We start from the raw sequence: 17383 nt of genomic DNA on the forward strand, positions 1-17383 counted from the left end.
GTACTCCGATCATGACCCGAACGGCGGCAGACCGAAGTATCGTTTCGCCGCCGTGCGTCGGGTGGTGACCGGAGCCGAACTCCGGGTGAACACTTCGACCGGACCGTCAAGACCGCGTAAAGGACCGAGGTTCGGCCACGCGGGGGAACGGACACGCGCACACTGGGGCGGTGGACGGCAAGCGCAAGCGCGGCGAGCTGCGGATCTACCTGGGCGCGGCACCCGGTGTCGGCAAGACGTTCGCCATGCTCGGCGAGGCTCACCGGCGTCAGGACCGGGGCACGGACGTCGTGGTCGGCCTGGTCGAGACCCACGGCCGCGAGAACACCGCCGCCCTGCTCACGGGCCTCGAACAACTGCCCCACCCCCACCCCAACCCCACACCCGCACCCCAACTCCCCACCCACCCACCTACCCCGCTCGCTCCCACCCCCACCCCTGCCCGCACCTCCGCCATCACCCCCGATCCCGCTCCTCCCCAGCCGACCGACGAGGGCGACCAACCCCGCGCGGTCGACTTCCCGGCGACCTCGCCCGCGACGCCGGAGGCGGCGCAATCCAATCCAGAGCTGGACGTGGACGCGTTGCTCGCCCGCCGGCCGGAGGTGGTGGTGGTCGACGAGCTGGCGCACACGAATGCGGCCGGTTCTCGCAACGCGAAGCGGTGGCAGGACGTGGAGGAGCTGCTGGACGCGGGTATCGACGTGTTGTCCACGGTGAACGTGCAGCACATCGAGTCCCTCAACGACGTGGTCGAGCGGATCACGGGTGTGCGGCAGCGGGAGACGGTGCCGGATGAGGTGGTGCGGCGTGCGGAGCAGGTCGAGCTGGTCGATCTGACGCCGGAGGCGCTGCGTCGCCGTCTCGCCCACGGCAACGTCTACGCCGCGCACAAGATCGATGCGGCGTTGGGCAACTACTTCCGGGTGGGCAACCTGACCGCGTTGCGGGAGCTGGCGCTGTTGTGGTTGGCCGACCAGGTCGACGTGGCGTTGCAGCGCTACCGCTCGGAGCAGAGCATCACCGACACCTGGGAGACCAGGGAACGGGTCGTGGTCGCGATCAGCGGCGGCCCGGAGAGCGAGACGTTGATCCGGCGGGCCCGGCGGATCGCGGCTCGTGCGGGCGCGGAGCTGCTGGTCGTGCACATCATGCGCGGTGACGGGTTGGCGGGTGTGTCGCCGCAGCTGGTGGCGGGGTTGCGGCGGGTGACCGAGGATGTCGGCGCGACGTTCCACACGGTGGTCGGTGATGACGTGCCGACCGCGCTGCTCGACTTCGCCCGCGGGGTGAACGCCACTCAGCTGGTGCTCGGCACGTCTCGCCGGTCGCGGCTGGCCAGGGTGTTCGACGAGGGCATCGGCGCGGCGACGGTGCAGGCGTCGGGGCCGATCGACGTGCACATGGTCACCCACGACGAGGCGCGTCGTGGCCCGCGCCGGCGGTGGGCGCCTGCCGCGCACCCCTGGTTCCGCGGGCTGCTCGGCTGGGTGTTGGCGGTGCTGCTGCCCGGGGTCGTGACCGGGGTGGGGTTGCTGCTGGGTGAGGGTGTGGCGTTCTCCACGGACCTGGTCGGGTTCTTCCTGGCGACGGTCGTGGTCGCGCTGGTCGGTGGGCAAGGACCGGCGGTGGCGGCGGCGTTCTTCGGGGCGGGGCTGCTGAACTTCTTCTTCACCCCGCCGTACTACACGTTGGCCGTGGCGACGCCGGCCAACCTGGTCACGCTCGTCGCGATGCTGGTGGTGGGGGTGCTGGTCGCGTTCGTGGTGGACCACGCGGCGCGGCTGGCGGTGCAGGGCGCGCGGGCCCGCACCGAGGCGGCGCTGCTCGCCTCCTACGCGCGCACGGTGCTGACCAGCCCGTTCCCGCTGGCCCGGTTGTTGGAGAAGGTGCGGGAGAACTTCGCGCTGGAGTCGGTGGCTTTGCTGGAGCGGCGCGACGGCGAGTGGGAACGGGTGGCGTGCGTCGGGCCGCAGCCCTGCGCCGAGCCGGACGAGGCGGACGTGGACGTGCCCGTGACGGCGGACGTGCACTTGGCGTTGCGGGGTCGGACGCTGCCCGCGGCCGACCAGCGGGCGTTGGAGGCGGCGGCGGGTCAGGCGCTGATGGCGTTGCGGCAGCAGCGGATGGCCGCCGAGACGGCGCAGGCGCAGCGCCGCGCGGAGACCACGGAGCTGCGCACCGCGTTGTTGTCCGCGGTCGGCCACGACCTGCGCACACCGTTGACGTCGATCAAGGCCGCGGTCGGCAGCTTGCGCGACGCCGACCTGCGGCTGTCCGAAGAGGACACCGCCGAGCTGCTGGAGACCGTCGAGGTGTCCGCGGACCGGCTGACGGGCTTGATCGACAACTTGCTCGACTCGTCCCGGCTGGCCACCGGCGCGGTCGTGCCGCAACTGCGCGCGGTGACCTACGACGAGGTGGTAGCGCGCGCTCTGGCCGGCATCGACGAGCGCCGCGCGGTGTCCGTGGACGTGGCCGAGCACCTGCCGCCCGTGCTCGCCGACCTGGGCCTGCTCGAACGCGTGGTGGCGAACGTGATCGACAACGCCCTGCGGCACGGCAGGCTCCGCCCGCGCCGCAGGGTCGACGTGGACGGCGACGGCCGGATCGAGGCCGACGAGCCGGAGGTCGCGGTGCGCGCCAGCGCGTACGGCGACCGGGTGGAGCTGCGGGTCGTCGACTACGGGCAGGGGCTGCCGAAGAACACGGCGACCGCGGTGTTCGCGCCGTTCCAGCGCCTCGGGGACCGGGAGGCCACGCCGGGCATCGGCCTCGGGTTGAGCGTGGCGAAGGGGTTCGTGGACGCGATGGGCGGCGCCATCACCGCCGAGGACACCCCCGGTGGCGGCCTGACGATCGTGATCTCGCTGCCGATCGCCGGGGTGACGACGGCATGACCACGGTCCTGGTGGTCGACGACGACCCGGGGATCGTGCGCGCGCTGCGGATCAGCCTGAACGCCCACGGCTACCGGGTGCTGACCGCGTCGGACGGCGCGTCGGCGTTGCGCGCGGCCGAGGACGGGCCCGACGTGGTGGTGCTCGACCTCGGCCTGCCGGACCTGGGTGGCCTCGCCGTGATCACCGGTCTGCGCCGGGTCACGTCCGCGCCGATCGTCGTGCTGTCCGCCCGGCTCGACCCGGCGGTCAAGGTCAGGGCGCTGGACGCGGGCGCCGACGACTACGTGACCAAGCCGTTCGGGATGGACGAGTTCCTGGCGCGGCTGCGGGCGGCCGTGCGCCGGTCGGGCAGGCGGCGGACCGACGCCGACGAGCCGCCGGTGCGGGCGGCGTCGTTCACCGTCGACCTGACCGCGAAGAAGATCCACCGCGACGGCGCCGAGGTGCACCTGACGCCGACCGAGTGGGGCCTGCTGGAAGCCCTGGTGCGGGCGGGCGGCGAGGTGCTCAGCGCGCAGCGGCTGCTCGCGCAGGTGTGGGGGCCGAACCACACGTCGGCCACCCACTACCTGCGCGTCTACCTGGTGCAGCTGCGCCGCAAGCTCGAGCCCGACCCCGCCCACCCGCGGCACCTGGTCACCGAACCGGGCCGGGGCTACCGCTTCCAGCCGTGATCAGCGGACCGGCGTGGTGCTGATCAGGGTCCACTTCACGGCCTTGAGCGTGCCGTCGGCGGTGGTGCTCTCGCCGACGATCGTGCCCCGGTCGTTCAACGCGGTGGGGAGGCTGTGCGCGCCGCCGAGCGACCCGAGGTAGGTCACCCTCCCATTGCGCCACAGGAACGCGCGGGGCGCGTCGGGGTTGTCCGCCGAGCTCCAGCCGATCACGTCACCGCGCTCGTTGACCGCGACCGCCTCGGACGGGCTGGGCACGCCCAGGTCCACCGGCTTGCCGCCGCCGGGCCACAGCACGGCCTTGCGGTCGCCGTTGAACTCGGTGGTCCAGCCGACGACGTCGCCACGCTCGTTGATCGCCTGCGGGCCGTTCGCCACGCCGCCGGACTTGCTCAGCACGGTCACCTCCGACCCCTCCCAGCGCAACGCCTGCGTGCCCTCGTTGCCGACGATCACCCCGGCCTCGTTGATCGCTTCGACGGAGTACATGCCGGAGCCGGGCGCGGTGGCCAGGCGCTCGCACCTGGTGGTGTCCACGCAGCGGAACGCGTACGCGTCGCCACTGAACATGGGCAGCTTGTTGCCCGCGACCACCCCGGCGTCGTTGATCGCGCTCAGCCACAGGTGGGGCCCCGTCAACGGCAACGCCGTGTGCTTGCCGTCCTGCCACATGACGGCCCGCTCTTGGTGGTAGCCCGACGACGACGTGGAGTACGTCATCGGCACCGAGCCCTTGGCGTTGATCGCTGACGCGATGACCCAGCCGCCGCCCGGCGAGATGTCGGTGACCTTGCCCGCGTGCCAGATCCGCGGCCGTTGGACGTAAGGGCCCGCACCGTTGACGGCCTCCTGGATCAGCACCTGGCCGGCCTGGTTGAGCCCGGACGGGATACCGAGGCCGAGGTCGGTGTGCGCGCCGCCGGGTGACCAGTGCACCGTGTGCGGCGCGCCGTTCCCGCTGGTGAAGCCGATGACCTGGCCGAGGTCGTTGACCGCGACGGTCCGGTGGGTGGGGTAGCCGGGCAGGCCCGGCAGTTCGGTGACCAGGGCAGCCGCCCGGGCGACGGGCGCGGTCAGCAGCGGCAGGGCCACGGCCAGTGCGAGGACGGCCGCGGGCGTGCGTAACTTGGGCATGGTCGCTCCAGTGCGAGATGTCCGCTGAATCGATTCGAACGGTAGCCTCGGGCGGGACCGCCGGCGTCGGCCGGACAGCGGAATCGAGGGGGACCGTCGACCGCGCGGGAAGTCCTGTCCCGGTCGAGCCACCACGCCGTCCGGCTCTTCGACGCCTGGCGTGGCCGCCCGCTCGACCGCCGGGGTGCGCTGGACCACCTGCGTCCGTTCCGCCGGGGCGTTTGCCCGGCGGCGTCAGGGCAACCCCAGGTTCCCCGACCTGGTCCACCTGGGGTGACGCGCACCGTGGCGCGACGAGGCGCCGCCGCTCTTCGGAGGAGGTCGTCCGTGAACCGCTCCGGCTTGAGCGCGGCGCTCGCCGTGACGATGACCGCGGTGCTCGCCACCGCGCCCGCGTCCGCCGACACCGGCCGGATCCCGTGTCCCGCACGGCTGCCGGCGGACGCGACCTGTTACGGCGGGCAGGACGCCAACGGCGCGTTCCACGCGTTCGCGATCCCGGCGGACTGGAACGGCTCGCTGGTCGTGCACGCGCACGGCGGCCCCGACCTGGGCGCGCCGACCGCGGAGCGCCCCGCCGAGGACCTGGACCGCTGGGCGGTGGTGGTGCGCGAGGGTTTCGCGCTGGCGGGCTCGTCCTACCGGCGCGGCGGCTACGGCACCCGGATGGGCGCCGAGGACACCGAGAACGCGCGGAAGGCGTTCGGGCAGCGGTTCGGCCGGCCGCGCAAGACGTTCCTGCACGGCCAGTCGTGGGGCGGGAACGTGGCCGCCAAGACCATCGAGATCTACGACTCCTACGACGCCGCGCTGCTCACCAGCGGCGTGCTCGCGGGCGGGTCGCGCGGCTACGACTACCGCGTCGACCTGCGCGTGGTCTACCAGTACTACTGCGGCAACCACCCGCGCCGGGACGAACCGCAGTACCCGTTGTGGATGGGGCTGCGCGCCGACTCGACGATGACCGGCGCGGGGCTGCGCGCCCGGCTCCAGGAGTGCACGGGCCACCAGTCGCCGCCCGCCGAGCGCAGCGCGCTGCAACAGCGCAACCTGGACGACATCCTCGCCGTCACCAAGGTCCCCGAGAGCGCGCTCGCGTCGCACCTCACCTTCGCCACGTTCACGTTCCGCGACATCGTGCACCACCGGCTCGGCGGGCGGAACCCGTTCGGCAACAGGGGAGTGCGGTACACCGGTTCGCACGACGACGAGGCGTTGAACGCGGGCGTCGAGCGGTTCAGCGCCACGCCGTCGGCCGCGCGGGACCTGTCCTACGACAGCGACCCGACCGGCGCGGTGTCGATCCCGGTGATCACCGTGCACGCGATCGGCGACCCCACGGCGTTCGTGGAGCACGAGACGGCGTACCGGGCGAGCCGGGTCGGCGCGGGCACGGAGGGGAACCTCGTGCAGGCGTTCACCTCGGAGGACGAGCACAGCGCGCTCAGCGACGCCGAGTACGCCACCGCGTTGCGGGCGCTCGTGACGTGGGAGAGCACCGGCCGCAAGCCCACGCCCGCGTCGATCGCCGCCGACTGCCCGGCCGCCGACGCGCGGTACGGCACGGGCTGCTTCTTCGACCCCGCCTACCGGCCCGCGCCCTACTCGGCGCAGGTGCGCCCGCGTCCCGGCGGCACCCGGTGGCCGGCGATGACGGCCCGGCAGGAATGGCTGTGGGGGCGACTGGGCCAAGTGGGTATCGCTCCCTAGGTCGCGCCTCCCCGAAGCAACGCGGTGGCTCTCCGAGGTGTCCTGATCACTGAGGGCGGTGGTGGTCGGCGAGGCACCGCCGCGGTGGGGGGAGCTCACATGTCCCGCAGGACCAGGGCACCACTCCCGTCGGGGCTGTTCGCGGCGGTCATGATGGTCGCCGCGGCCATCCCGGCCGCCGCCGGGACGCCGCAGCGGGCCGCCGAACCGCGTGCGCCCCGGTCCCGGACGTGCCGACGTGCGGTTCGCGCAACGCCTGGACGAGCACGGCGACCTGCACGTGCTGCCGACCGACGTGCTGGGCGACGTGCGGTCCGGGGTGCTGGACGATCGGCTGTTCGACGTCACCGCCCTGATCCGGGCCGGCTACGACGACCGCTCGACCCGCGTCACGCCGCTGATCGTGACGTCGACCGGCCCGGTCGTGGCCGGTGAGCCGCTGCCCGGCATCGGCGCGCCGCGGGCCTGGCAGTCCGGGCACACCGGCGCGGGCGCGAAGGTCGCCGTCCTGGACACGGGCGTCGACCCGACCCACCCGGACCTCGTGGGGGCCGTCGTGGAGTCGCGCGACTTCACCGACAGCCCCGACGCGGACGACCACGTCGGCCACGGCACGCACGTCGCCGCCACCATCACCGGCTCCGGCCGCTACCAGGGCGTGGCGCCGGACAGCGCGGTGCTCAACGGCAAGGTGCTCGACGACCACGGCGGCGGCTACGAGTCCGAATGGCGAGCGCGAAGCCCAACCCCGACCTGACCGTGCACGAGCAGGGCGCGGGTCGGGTCGACGTGGCCGCGGCCGTCGAGACCGGGGCCCGGGGCGTGGCCAAGCCCGCCGTGCAGGTGTCGTTCGACGACGGCACGACGTGGCGGCCCGCGCCGCTGGTCAAGGTCGGTCAGCGGTGGCTCGCGGCGGTCGTCCACCCGGCCGGCGCGAAGTTCGTCTCGCTCAAGGCCCGGGCGCGCGACGCCGCGGGCAACGCGGTCGACCAGACGATCATCCGGGCCTACGGGTTGAGGTGACCGGCCCCTGGACGCGCCCGGTCACCGGCCGGGCGCGTCCAGCGGGTTGCCCGCCACCCGCTCCGCCCAGCCGTCGCGCATCAGCTCGGCGGCGGCGCAGCGCGGTTTGCGCTCGGCCTGCGCCTCGGCCCGGTCCAGGAACGCGTCGACGAACCCGAGCCGCGGGTAGCGGGTCACGACGTCGTCCTTGACCCGTTCGGCGAACCGGTCCAGCCCGCGTCCCGACACGTCGGCGCCGACCGCGACCTGCAGCAGGTGGCTCTCCGGGTCCTCGTCGGCGGGCACGTCGGCGCGCATGTGCCGCACGATGACCTCCGCCAGCCGGTCCCGCCGCACCCGCCCCCACCCGGCGCCGGCCGCGAACACCCACGCCACGTGCGCGCCGGCCTCCTCGAACGGCAGCGTGTGGCTGTCGAACGGCGGGGTGAGCGCGAGGTCGTGCAGCAGCGCGGCGACGTACAGCAGCTCGCCGTCGTGGGCGATGTCCACCACGGCCGCGTGCGCGGCGGCCAGCGAGTAGGCCCGCAACGAGTGGTTCAGCAGCCACGGCTCGGCGTACTCGTGGCAGACCTCGAGCGCGGCGGCGGCGGCCTTCGAGTCGGGCCGGGTGAAGATGAAGTCCACGTCGTGCAGCCTACGAGCAGGTGCGCCCGCCGGGGTCGCTACGACACGACGCCGTCGGCGACCAGGCCCGCCCAGATGGCCTCGCCGACCGCGGTCACCGCCGACTGGGGCCGGATCATCACGGTGAACGTGCCGATCCGGCCGTCCTCGTCCAGTTCGATCAGGTCGATGCCCTCGACCTGCTTGCCGTTCACCACCGTGCGGAAGTGCAGGACGTGGCCGGTCGGGCCGTCGTACTGGCCGACGTACCGGAAGTCCTCGAACGTCCGCTGGAGCACGCCGAACAGGGCGCGCACGGTGTCGATCCCCTCGAACGGCCGGAACTTCACCGGGCTGTGCAGCGTGATGTCGTCGCTGAAGAATTCGGTCGCGCCGACGATGTCGCCCGCCTCGACCGCCGCCTTGAACCGCAGTGCCGCGTTCATCCGTGTGCCTCCTGGTCAGATCGTGGCCGCGAGCCGCGTGCCCTGGTCGATGGCGCGTTTGGCGTCGAGCTCGGCGGCGACGTCCGCGCCGCCGATGACGTGCGTGACGACACCGCGCCCGGTGAGCGCGTCCACGAGGTCGCGCACGGGTTCCTGGCCCGCGCACACGACGACCGTGTCCACGTCCAGCACCTGCGGCCGTTCGCGCTTGGGCCCGAACGTGATGTGCAGGCCGGCGTCGTCGATCCGCTCGTAGTTCACCCCGGTCAGCTGCTCGACGCCCTTGGCCGCCAGCGCCGCCCGGTGCACCCAGCCCGTGGTCTTGCCGAGGCCCTTGCCGATCCGGGACGCCTTGCGCTGCAGGAGGTACACCTGGCGCGCGGGCTCGGCGGGCTTCGGCGCGGTGACACCGCCGCGCACCAGCTCGGGGTCGGTGACACCCCACTCGGCACGCCACTCGGCCACGTCCAGGGCGGGGGAGGAGGCGTGGGTCAGGAACTCGGCCACGTCCACCCCGATCCCGCCCGCGCCGATCACCGCGACCCGATCGCCGACCGGCGCGCCGTGGCGGACGACGTCCACGTAGGACAGGGCGCGTTCGACGCCCGGGATGGCGGGCAGTCGCGGCGCGACGCCGGTGGCGACGACGACCTCGTCGAACCCGGCCACGTCGTCGGCGGTGACCTTCGCGCCGAGGTGCAGCGTCACCCCGGTCAGCTCGACGCGCCGCCGGAAGTAGCGGATCGTCTCGGCGAACTCCTCCTTGCCCGGGATGCGGCGGGCGATCGCGAACTGGCCGCCGATGTCGTCGTCGGCCTCGAACAGCTCGACCTCGTGCCCCCGCTCGGCCAGCGCGGTCGCCGCCGCGAGCCCCGCCGGACCCGCGCCGACCACCGCGACCCGCTTGACGCGGCGGGTCGGCAGCAGCCGGAGCGTGGTCTCGTTGCCCGCCCGCGGGTTGACCATGCAGGTCGCCTTCTTCAACGAGAACGTGTGGTCCAGGCACGCCTGGTTGCACGCGATGCACGTGTTGATCTCGTCGGCGCGGCCGGTCTCGGCCTTGCGCACCCAGTCCGGGTCGGCCAGGAACGGTCGGGCCATCGACACCATGTCCGCGTCGCCGCGCGCCAGCACCTCCTCGGCGACCTCCGGCATGTTGATCCGGTTCGACGTGACCACTGGGATGCCGACGTGCGGGCGCAGCTTGGCGGTGACGTTCGTGAACGCCGCGCGCGGCACGGACGTGACGATGGTCGGCACCCGCGCCTCGTGCCAGCCGATGCCGGTGTTGATGATCGTCGCGCCGGCCGCCTCGACCTCCTGGCCGAGGGCGACCACCTCGTCCCACGTCTGGCCGTCCTCGACCAGGTCGATCATCGACAGCCGGTAGACGATGACGAAGTCCGGACCCGCCGCCTCCCGGCAGCGGCGCACGACCTCGACCGCGACGCGCCGCCGGTTCTCCGCGCTGCCGCCCCAGCGGTCGGTGCGCTTGTTCGTGCGCGGCGCGAGGAACTGGTTGATGAAGTAGCCCTCGGAGCCCATGATCTCGATGCCGTCGTAGCCCGCCTCCCGGGCCAGCGCGGTGGCCCGGGCGAACGCGTCGACCTGCGCCCGCACGCCCCGGTCGGACAGCGCCCGCGGGCGGAACTTGGCGATCGGGGCCTTGAGGGCGGACGCGGACACGCTGAACGGGTGGTAGGCGTACCGGCCGGCGTGCAGCAGCTGGAGGGCGATCTTGCCGTCGTGCTCGTGCACGGCCTGCGTGATGACGCGGTGGTCGCGCGCCTCGCGGTGCGTGGTGAGTTTGGAGGCGAACGGGTAGAGCGAGCCCGCCCGGTTGGGGGAGAAGCCGCCGGTGACGATGAGGCCGACGCCGCCGCGCGCCCGTTCGGCGAAGTAGGCGGCCAGCGCGTCGAAGTCCTTGGCGCGGTCCTCGTTGCCGGTGTGCATGGAGCCCATGAGGACCCGGTTGCGCAGGGTCGTGAAGCCCAGGTCCAGGGGCTTGAGCAGGGTGGGGTAGGCGGTCATCGCCGGTCGTCCTCTCGCATCGCGGCCAGCACCTCGTCGCACCACTCGACCAGCGCCCGCTCGGCCCGGACACCGCCGCGCAGGACCAGGTACTGGTGCAGCCGCCGACCGGACAGGGCCGACGGGTCCGGGAAGTCCTTCTTCTCGATGGCGAGGTAGACGTCGAGGCGCTCGGCGTGCAGGTCGCGGTGCCGGGCGACCTCGCCGACCAACGCCGTCGCGTCGCCCGCCGACGCGCCGCGGACCTTGACCGACAGCTCGTGCCGGATCGTCTCCGGCTCGCCGGGCGAGGCCAGCCAGCGGGCGAGCTCCGCGCGGCCGGCGTCGGCGACCTCGTACACCTTCTTGTCCGGGCGGCCTTCCTGGGCGACCTCGGCGCACGACACCCAGCCCAGCTCCACCATGCGCTTGAGCGTGCGGTAGATCTGCTGGTGGGTGGCGGCCCAGAAGAAGCCGATGGACTTCTCGAACCGCTGGGCCAGCTCGTAGCCCGAGCCCGAGCGCTCGTCCAGCGACACGAGGATCGCGTGTTCCAACGCCATGGCGGTGACCGTAGCTGTGCAACAAGGTGCAGTGCAACTAGTTGCATAGGTGTGTGGTTGTCGGTCCCGGTCGCTATCCTCCGCGCCATCGTCGATTGGGCCGTTCGGCCCAGTACTCGAGGGGTGGAACATGGCGGACGGGTTCTTCACCGACCCGCAAGGGCGGGTCAGGCCGATCAGGGGCAAACGCGGTGCGGGGCCGGTCGTGGCCGGGGTGGTCGCACTGGGCGTCTTCGCCGCCGGTGGGGGCGTCGGCACGGTGGGCGCCGGAGCGGGCGCGGTGGCGGAGGCGGGGGCTTCCCAGGTCGGTGTCGGCTCCGTGCGGCTGGGCGGCTCCCCGGGGCAGCTGCGGGCGCGCAAGGGCGAGGGGCGCGAGGCCGCGCGGAACGAGGGGCCGGAAGGCGCGTGGCGGCGCATGGGCCTGCGGCAGGTCAAGCGGACGGTCAAGCAGCAGGCCGAGTGCCTCGCGGTCTCGTTCGGCCGGGTCCGCGAGTTCTTCACCACCCACCGCTGCACCTACGTGGAGCGGGTGCTGTTCGCGGTGGCCGACGAGGCGGGCAACACCGCGGCGGTCTCGGTGGCGTGGGTCGGCACGTCGAGCGCCGGTGACGCGCGCCGGTTCCTCGACGTCGTGGACGTGCAGGGCAGCGGCGACATCACCCCGCTGGGCGGACCGCTGCTGGACCTGGGCGAGATCACCTTCACCGGGTTGCGCTACGGCAGCGACCGCGACGGCGCGGCCGTCACGATCGCGGAGGCCGAGAACGCGCTCGGTGGGCAGTTCGACCACGACTCCCTCGACGCGATCGCCGAGGTGGCCGCCTACCTGCCTCGCCTGCCCTGAACCGACGAGGGCCGGGCAGGCGAGGGCCGGGCGGGCGAGGGCCGACACCGGCCGGCCCTCCACGACTCACTCCTCGCCGTGCCCGGTCCGCAGCTCGCGGCGTGCCCGGTGGCGGTCGCGACGCCGGTCCTCCCGGCGCATCCGGCGCCACTCCCGGTGGCTGCCCTTGGTGTCACGCCAGATCGGGTGGCGCGCCGTGCCGCCCCAGTGGCACCCGGCCGCGCGGCGGGTCGGCGCCGCGTTGTCGGCGGTGACCGCCTCCGGCAGCGTGCACACCCCCGACCGGTGGTCGTGGACCGGCACGCAGGTCACCATCGGCGCCTCGGCCAGCCGCACCCACCAGGGCCGGGTCTTGTCGGTCCTGCTCATACGGTCACCTTTCGGCTCCGTGACGCCCCGGGATGGGGCTGTCATGGGACCGGGTGCACCGTGATCACCTCCGACGTCGACGTGCCGGATCCACCGTACCCGGCGGCGGCGCAGCGCGGGGTGCCGCGCCGCCGCCCGGCGTGCCGGCGACTAGAACTGCAGGGACCAGCCGTTGAGCCGGCCGGTGTCGGCGGACGCGACGTCCTGCACGCGCAGCTTCCACGTGCCGTTGGCGACCTCGGCGGACGCGTTCACCGTGTACGTCGTCACGAGGTCGTTCGCGCTGTCGTTGCTCGACGTCTTCACCCGGTACGCCGAGCCGTCCGGCGCGACGAGGTCGATCACCAGGTCGCCCCGGTAGGTGTGGGTGATGTCCACGCCCACCGCCAGCGCCAACGGCGCGTTGCCCGCGACCCCGGACACGGTGATCGGGCTCTCGACCGTGGTCAGGTCGGGGATGGTCACGTCCGCGGGGTTCTCGAACCGCGGTCCGGGCGGGTTGCCGCCGGAACCGGCCAGCGTCCACAGGGTGTAGGCGATGGCGTCGCTGTTGCGGTCCAGCGCGGTCACGTCGACGTTGCCGATCGTGTCGCACGAGCGGTGGTAGCAGCGGTCGAAGGCGACGCCCGCCGTGCCGCCCCACTTCTGGGCCTGCGCGGCGGTCTTGGTGACCTCGGCGCCGGTGAACGTGCCGCCGACCGGGATGCCCGCCCTGGCGAACGCCGCGTGGTCGGACCGGCCGCCGACCGACGTCAGCTCGGTCGGCACGCTGAACGCCGCCTGCAGCGTCTGCTGCAGCAGCAACGACCCGGTCGGCTGGCCGGAGGCGCTGTAGACGAAGTAGCCGGGGTTCGGCGAGCCGATCATGTCGAAGTTCAGGTACGCCTTGATCCTCGACCGCTCGGTCGTCGGCAGGTTGTTCACGTAGTACGTGGAGCCGACCAGGCCCAGCTCCTCCGCGCCCCACCAGCCGAACCGGAGGTGCTTGGTCGGCGCGAGGCCTTCCCGGGCCACGGTCAGGGCGACCTCGAGCAGGCCCGCCGAGCCGGTGCCGTTGTCGTTGATGCCCGGACCGGCGCTCACGCTGTCCAGGTGGCCGCCGAGCATCAGCACGTCGTCCGGGTTGCCGCCCGGCCAGTCCGCGATCAGGTTGTACCCGGTCGCGCCGCTGCTGGTGAACTGCTGCACGGACGTCTGGTACCCGGCGGCGTCGAGCTTCGCCTTGACGTGGTTGACCGACGCCAGGTAGCCGGGCCTGCCGTGCGCCCGGTTGCCGCCGTTGTTGGTGGCGATGGCCTGCAGGTCGTTCAGATGCGCTTGGACGTTGGCCACCGGGATGTCCGGCACGGCCAGCCCGCTCACCGGGGCCGCGGTGGCGGCGGACGGGCTCGACAGGGCGGCGGCGAGCACCAGCGCGCTCGCCAACGGGGTCGTCCTTCTCAGGGACACGGCTGCCTCCGCAGGGTGTAGGGAAAGCCACGCACGAGCGTGCGGGCTGTGCCATCCCCGCGCCAGCGCCTTTCGTCGTGGCACGTTCGGACGCAGACCAGGTAGTTCTGTAACCTCGATTGCTTCAGTGCGGACAGAATTCAGTCATCGGGGTCCGGGGCGCGCGGCACGGGAGCCCGAGGGCTACTGCTGGGCGCGTTGAGCGCGAGCTCGCCGCTTGCCCTCGTGCATCGCCTGGACGCGGGCCACCGGGATGGTGTGGCCTTCGGCGACGAGGTCGTCCGGGAGCTGCTGCGGCGCGGGCATCCGCGAGTGCCACGGGTCGCCGTCGCCGAGCAGCGCGGGCGCGGTCTTCACGGTGAAGTCGGCGGGCGTCACGGAGCCGAGGTCGTCCCAGTCCACGGGGAAGGACACGGTGGCTCCCGGCCGGATCCGGGGGCTGTACGCGGCGGCCACGGTCGAGCCGTAGGCCCGCGTCGAGTCGAGGAACACGCGCCCGCCCCGGTCGTCCTTGATGAACGCGGTGGTCGCCAGCTCCGGGTCCAGCCGCTCGGCCCGCGCCGCCAACGCCCGGGTCGCGGCGGCCACGTCGTGGTCGACGCCCGTCACGGGCACGAACACGTGCACGCCCTTGGACCCGCTGGTCTTCACCAGGCCGGACAGCCCGTCCTCGGCCAGCGCCCGCCGCACGAGTCCGGCCGCCGCCACGACCACGTCGAAGCCCGCCCCCTCCGGCGGGTCGAGGTCGAGCACCAGGTAGTCGGGCCGCTCGAACGCGCCGGCTGGCGCCAGCGTGACGTGGTACTCCACCGCGCGCTGGTTGGCGAACCACAGCAGCGTGCGCCGGTCCTCGCACAGCGCGTACCGGATCTCCCGCTTGGACGTCTCCGCCCACAGCGTCACGGTCCGCATCCACGACGGCGTGTACTTCGGCAGGTTCTTCTGGGTGAACGGCTCCTGGCCCGGTCGCACCCGCACCACCGACAGCGGTCGCCCGGCCAGGGCCGGGATGATCCGGTCGCGCACCGCGTCGAGGTAGTCGACGAGGTCGCCCTTGGTCGCGTCGGCGCCGTCGAACAACGGCTGGTCGAGGTTGGTCAGCGCCACGCCGTCCCGCTCTTCACCCATCGCACCACCCTTGCGGTTGACCGTGCCGCAGGCAAGCGGGACACGGCCCGCCCCACCGGGGAGCGGGCCGTGTCCGTGTCCGATCAGGCGGGGAGCCGCCAGACCTGGTTGGAGGCCGCGAAGCAGTCCCAGATCTGGAGTCGGGTGCCGTCGGCCGAGCTGGGGCCGGTGGCGTCGAGGCAGCGGCCCGAGGCCGGGTTGCGCAGCGTGCCGTCGGAGGCGGCCTGCCACTTCTGCGCGCCCGTGCCGTTGCAGTCCCAGAGCTGGACGACGGTGCCGTTGGCGGTGGCGGCGCCCGCCACGTCCAGGCACTTGCCCAGGGCGCGCAGCGAACCGTCACCGGAGACGGTCCAGCTCTGCGCGGTCGTGCCGTTGCACGTCCAGAGCTGGATCGCGGTGCCGTTGGCGGAGGACGCACTGGCCACGTCGACGCACTTGCCGGCGATGCCGGTGATGGGACCGGTGCGGCCGGGCGGGGTGGTGCCGCCCATGACGGTGTCGTAGATGGCGCTGAGCAGGGAGGTGCTGCCGGTGGTGTCCTGCGACAGCTCCCAGTTCATCACGCCGCCCGCGTTGGCCGTGGCCCACTGGGTCTTGCGCTTGATCGTGGGCACGCCGTTGTAGCACTGCTGCACGCCGCTGACGGTGACGCAGTCGCGGTTGGCGTTGGCCGGGTCCATGGCGACCAGCTGCGCGTAGGTGTAGTAGTTCGGCCGGCTGTAGAACGGCACGCCGAGCACGGCCTTGGCGGCGGGCAGGCCGCGTGACTTCCAGTAGTTGACCGTGCCGATGGACCAGTCGTAGTTGGCGTGCGGGCTGCCGCCGTCGTAGGCCATGATGTTGAGCCAGTCGACCTGGCCGAACACGGCGGTCTGGACGCCTTCCGCGGTGCCGCCGCCGGACACGACCGCGGCGGTGAGGAGCTTGCCCCGGCTGTGCATGGCGGTGCTGAGCTGTCCCATGAGGGCGGTGAAGTTGTTGGCCGACGCGCCGGGGTCGGGGTACTCCCAGTCGATGTCGACGCCGTCGAGGTTGTACTGGTTGACCGCGCCGACGACGGCGTTGACGAACGTGGTGCGGCTGGAGGCGTTGGCGGCCAGGGCTTCGAACGCCGAGTCGTTGCCGTCGTTCCAGCCGCCGATGGCGAGGGAGACGCGCACGCCGTTGTTGTGCGCCAGGGTGACCAGGGACGAGAGCTTGCCCGGGTCGGGGATGGCCTGGAGGGTGCCGTTGGCGTTGGGCAGGGCGAACGCGTAGTTGATGTGGGTGAGCTTGGTGTACTGGACGGCGTTGACGCTGCCGGCCCACGACGGCAGGTAGCCGACGCTCTTGAAGCCGTTGGGCAGGACGGTGGCCTGGGCCGCGGGCGCGGTGGCGACGGCCACCGCGAGGCCGGCCGCGACCGTGGCGAGGGCGAGGCCCGCGGCGCCCCACCGGGTGGTGCGCCGTGATGGTGCAGGGGACTGCATGGACGTGGTCCTTTCACAGGGGTGCCCATGGCGTCGTTCGCGTGCGGGCGGCGGGGGAGCCGCACGGTCGTGGACGCGGTCGGGGAAAGGTCTGGCAGCCGGGGCCGACCTTACTAGCGCACTTGATTCAAGTCACGATAAAAGTCGGGTGGTCTGACGATCGCGAGTTGTCGCAGGCGGGAGGGGTCGGCGATGACGTCGTAGGCGGCGATCCGGTCGTCCCGGACGGTGACGGTGAGCACGAGCCGGAGCCGGCCGGCCGGTGCGACGACGATGCCGACGCGTCCGTCCACCAGGGCCGGTTCGGCGTGGCGCGCGTTGGCGGCCAGCAGGACGGTCTCGGCGGCGACCGCGTGCGCGCCGCGGACCTCGGTCGCCGCGCCGGGTGGCAGGGCGCCGGGGTCGGCGCGGCGGACGACGTCGGGGTCGAGCACGGCGAGCAGCGCGTCGAAGTCGCCGGCGCGCGCGGCGGTGAGGAACGCCTCCACGACGTGGCGGTGGCGGGTGGGCTCGGCGCCGGGGAGGCCGGTGGCGGCGCGGACCTTGTGCCGGGCGCGGCTGGCGAGCTTCTTGGTGGTGGCCGGGCTGCGGCCGACGATCGGCGCGATCCGCTCGAACGGCACGGCGAAGGTGTCGTGCAGGACGAACGCGACGCGTTCGGCGGGTGCGAGCGCGTCGAGGACGACGAGCAGCGCCCGTCCGACCGAGTCGGCCAGCACCGCCTCGGTCTCGGGGTCGTCGTCGGCGGGCCGGTCGGGCACCCGGTCGACGACGTCCTCGCGGCGGGAGCGGCGGTGGCGGAGCACGTCCAGGCAGACGCGGGAGACGACGGTCCGCAGCCAGGCGGCGAGGTCGTCGATCCCGTCGGCGTCGACCCGGCCCAGCCGCAGCCAGGTCTCCTGGACGGCGTCCTCGGCCTCGGGCAGGGAGCCCAGCATCCGGTGGGCGACCGCGCGCAGGTGGCCGCGGTGCGCCTCGAATCGGTCCGCCAAGTCGTCGCGCATCGGTCCCCTCCCGGTCGTCTGCCCGGTAGACGAACGGGAGCGGTGAAAGGTGAC

At 73.1% G+C, this 17383-nt stretch carries 16 protein-coding genes; 6 read left to right on the plus strand and 10 right to left on the minus strand.

Annotated elements, in window-relative coordinates:
- The first annotated feature begins 170 nt into the window (after positions 1-170).
- Together EDD40_RS40480 and EDD40_RS40485 are read left to right on the plus strand one after the other, a co-directional pair.
- The gene (locus tag EDD40_RS40480) at positions 171-2900 is read left to right on the plus strand and encodes a DUF4118 domain-containing protein (RefSeq protein ID WP_246038253.1); all 2730 of its coding nucleotides are present in this window, start codon (positions 171-173) and stop codon (positions 2898-2900) included.
- Complete coding sequence (locus EDD40_RS40485; protein ID WP_123747562.1) at positions 2897-3577, plus strand: response regulator; 681 nt, start codon at positions 2897-2899, stop codon at positions 3575-3577. Before EDD40_RS40480 ends, EDD40_RS40485 begins: the two co-directional genes overlap by 4 nt.
- Here EDD40_RS40485 and EDD40_RS40490 read toward each other — a convergent pair whose 3' ends face one another.
- Entirely contained in the window at positions 3578-4711 is a 1134-nt protein-coding gene (locus EDD40_RS40490) for a hypothetical protein (RefSeq protein ID WP_123747563.1), read from the minus strand.
- A gap of 327 nt (positions 4712-5038) precedes the next feature.
- Here EDD40_RS40490 and EDD40_RS40495 point away from each other — a divergent pair, with 327 nt between their 5' ends.
- From EDD40_RS40495 to EDD40_RS40505, 3 genes are all read left to right on the plus strand, one after another.
- On the plus strand, positions 5039-6421 hold the full coding sequence (locus EDD40_RS40495; protein WP_211348365.1) for a hypothetical protein: 1383 nt from the start codon (positions 5039-5041) through the stop codon (positions 6419-6421).
- Between the two features lie 238 nt (positions 6422-6659).
- Positions 6660-7178 (plus strand): S8 family peptidase, encoded by a 519-nt coding sequence (locus tag EDD40_RS40500; RefSeq protein WP_246038254.1) that lies wholly within the window; start codon positions 6660-6662, stop codon positions 7176-7178.
- Entirely contained in the window at positions 7148-7444 is a 297-nt protein-coding gene (locus tag EDD40_RS40505; protein ID WP_123747565.1) for a molybdopterin-binding protein, read from the plus strand. The genes EDD40_RS40500 and EDD40_RS40505 overlap by 31 nt, the downstream gene beginning before the upstream one ends.
- Before the next feature lie 21 nt (positions 7445-7465).
- Here EDD40_RS40505 and EDD40_RS40510 read toward each other — a convergent pair whose 3' ends face one another.
- From EDD40_RS40510 to EDD40_RS40525, 4 genes are read right to left on the minus strand one after another with little or no spacing between them, the layout of a single operon-like run.
- Positions 7466-8068, minus strand: coding sequence for an HD domain-containing protein (locus tag EDD40_RS40510; protein ID WP_170185388.1), 603 nt, complete (start codon positions 8066-8068; stop codon positions 7466-7468).
- A 38-nt stretch (positions 8069-8106) separates the two neighbouring features.
- On the minus strand, positions 8107-8493 hold the full coding sequence (locus tag EDD40_RS40515; RefSeq protein WP_123747566.1) for a nuclear transport factor 2 family protein: 387 nt from the start codon (positions 8491-8493) through the stop codon (positions 8107-8109).
- Between the two features lie 15 nt (positions 8494-8508).
- Positions 8509-10524 carry an NADPH-dependent 2,4-dienoyl-CoA reductase gene (locus EDD40_RS40520; RefSeq protein ID WP_123747567.1) on the minus strand — a complete coding sequence of 672 codons (2016 nt, stop codon included), beginning with the start codon at positions 10522-10524 and terminating at the stop codon, positions 8509-8511.
- Positions 10521-11066, minus strand: coding sequence for a PadR family transcriptional regulator (locus EDD40_RS40525; protein WP_123747568.1), 546 nt, complete (start codon positions 11064-11066; stop codon positions 10521-10523). Before EDD40_RS40525 ends, EDD40_RS40520 begins: the two co-directional genes overlap by 4 nt.
- A 130-nt stretch (positions 11067-11196) precedes the next feature.
- Here EDD40_RS40525 and EDD40_RS40530 point away from each other — a divergent pair, with 130 nt between their 5' ends.
- Positions 11197-11910, plus strand: coding sequence for a hypothetical protein (locus tag EDD40_RS40530; protein WP_123747569.1), 714 nt, complete (start codon positions 11197-11199; stop codon positions 11908-11910).
- Between the two features lie 66 nt (positions 11911-11976).
- Here EDD40_RS40530 and EDD40_RS40535 read toward each other — a convergent pair whose 3' ends face one another.
- From EDD40_RS40535 to EDD40_RS40555, 5 genes are all read right to left on the minus strand, one after another.
- Positions 11977-12279 (minus strand): hypothetical protein, encoded by a 303-nt coding sequence (locus EDD40_RS40535; protein WP_123747570.1) that lies wholly within the window; start codon positions 12277-12279, stop codon positions 11977-11979.
- A gap of 150 nt (positions 12280-12429) precedes the next feature.
- Complete coding sequence (locus EDD40_RS40540; RefSeq protein WP_123747571.1) at positions 12430-13728, minus strand: M28 family metallopeptidase; 1299 nt, start codon at positions 13726-13728, stop codon at positions 12430-12432.
- Positions 13729-13911: 183 nt separating this feature from the next.
- Positions 13912-14856 (minus strand): DNA polymerase domain-containing protein, encoded by a 945-nt coding sequence (locus EDD40_RS40545; RefSeq protein ID WP_123747572.1) that lies wholly within the window; start codon positions 14854-14856, stop codon positions 13912-13914.
- An 83-nt stretch (positions 14857-14939) separates the two neighbouring features.
- Entirely contained in the window at positions 14940-16325 is a 1386-nt protein-coding gene (locus EDD40_RS40550) for a glycosyl hydrolase family 18 protein (protein WP_123747573.1), read from the minus strand.
- Positions 16326-16438: 113 nt separating this feature from the next.
- Positions 16439-17329 (minus strand): sigma-70 family RNA polymerase sigma factor, encoded by an 891-nt coding sequence (locus EDD40_RS40555; protein ID WP_123747574.1) that lies wholly within the window; start codon positions 17327-17329, stop codon positions 16439-16441.
- Positions 17330-17383 lie beyond the last annotated feature (54 nt).

The organism is Saccharothrix texasensis (assembly GCF_003752005.1).
GTDB classification, from domain to species: Bacteria; Actinomycetota; Actinomycetes; order Mycobacteriales; family Pseudonocardiaceae; genus Actinosynnema; species Actinosynnema texasense.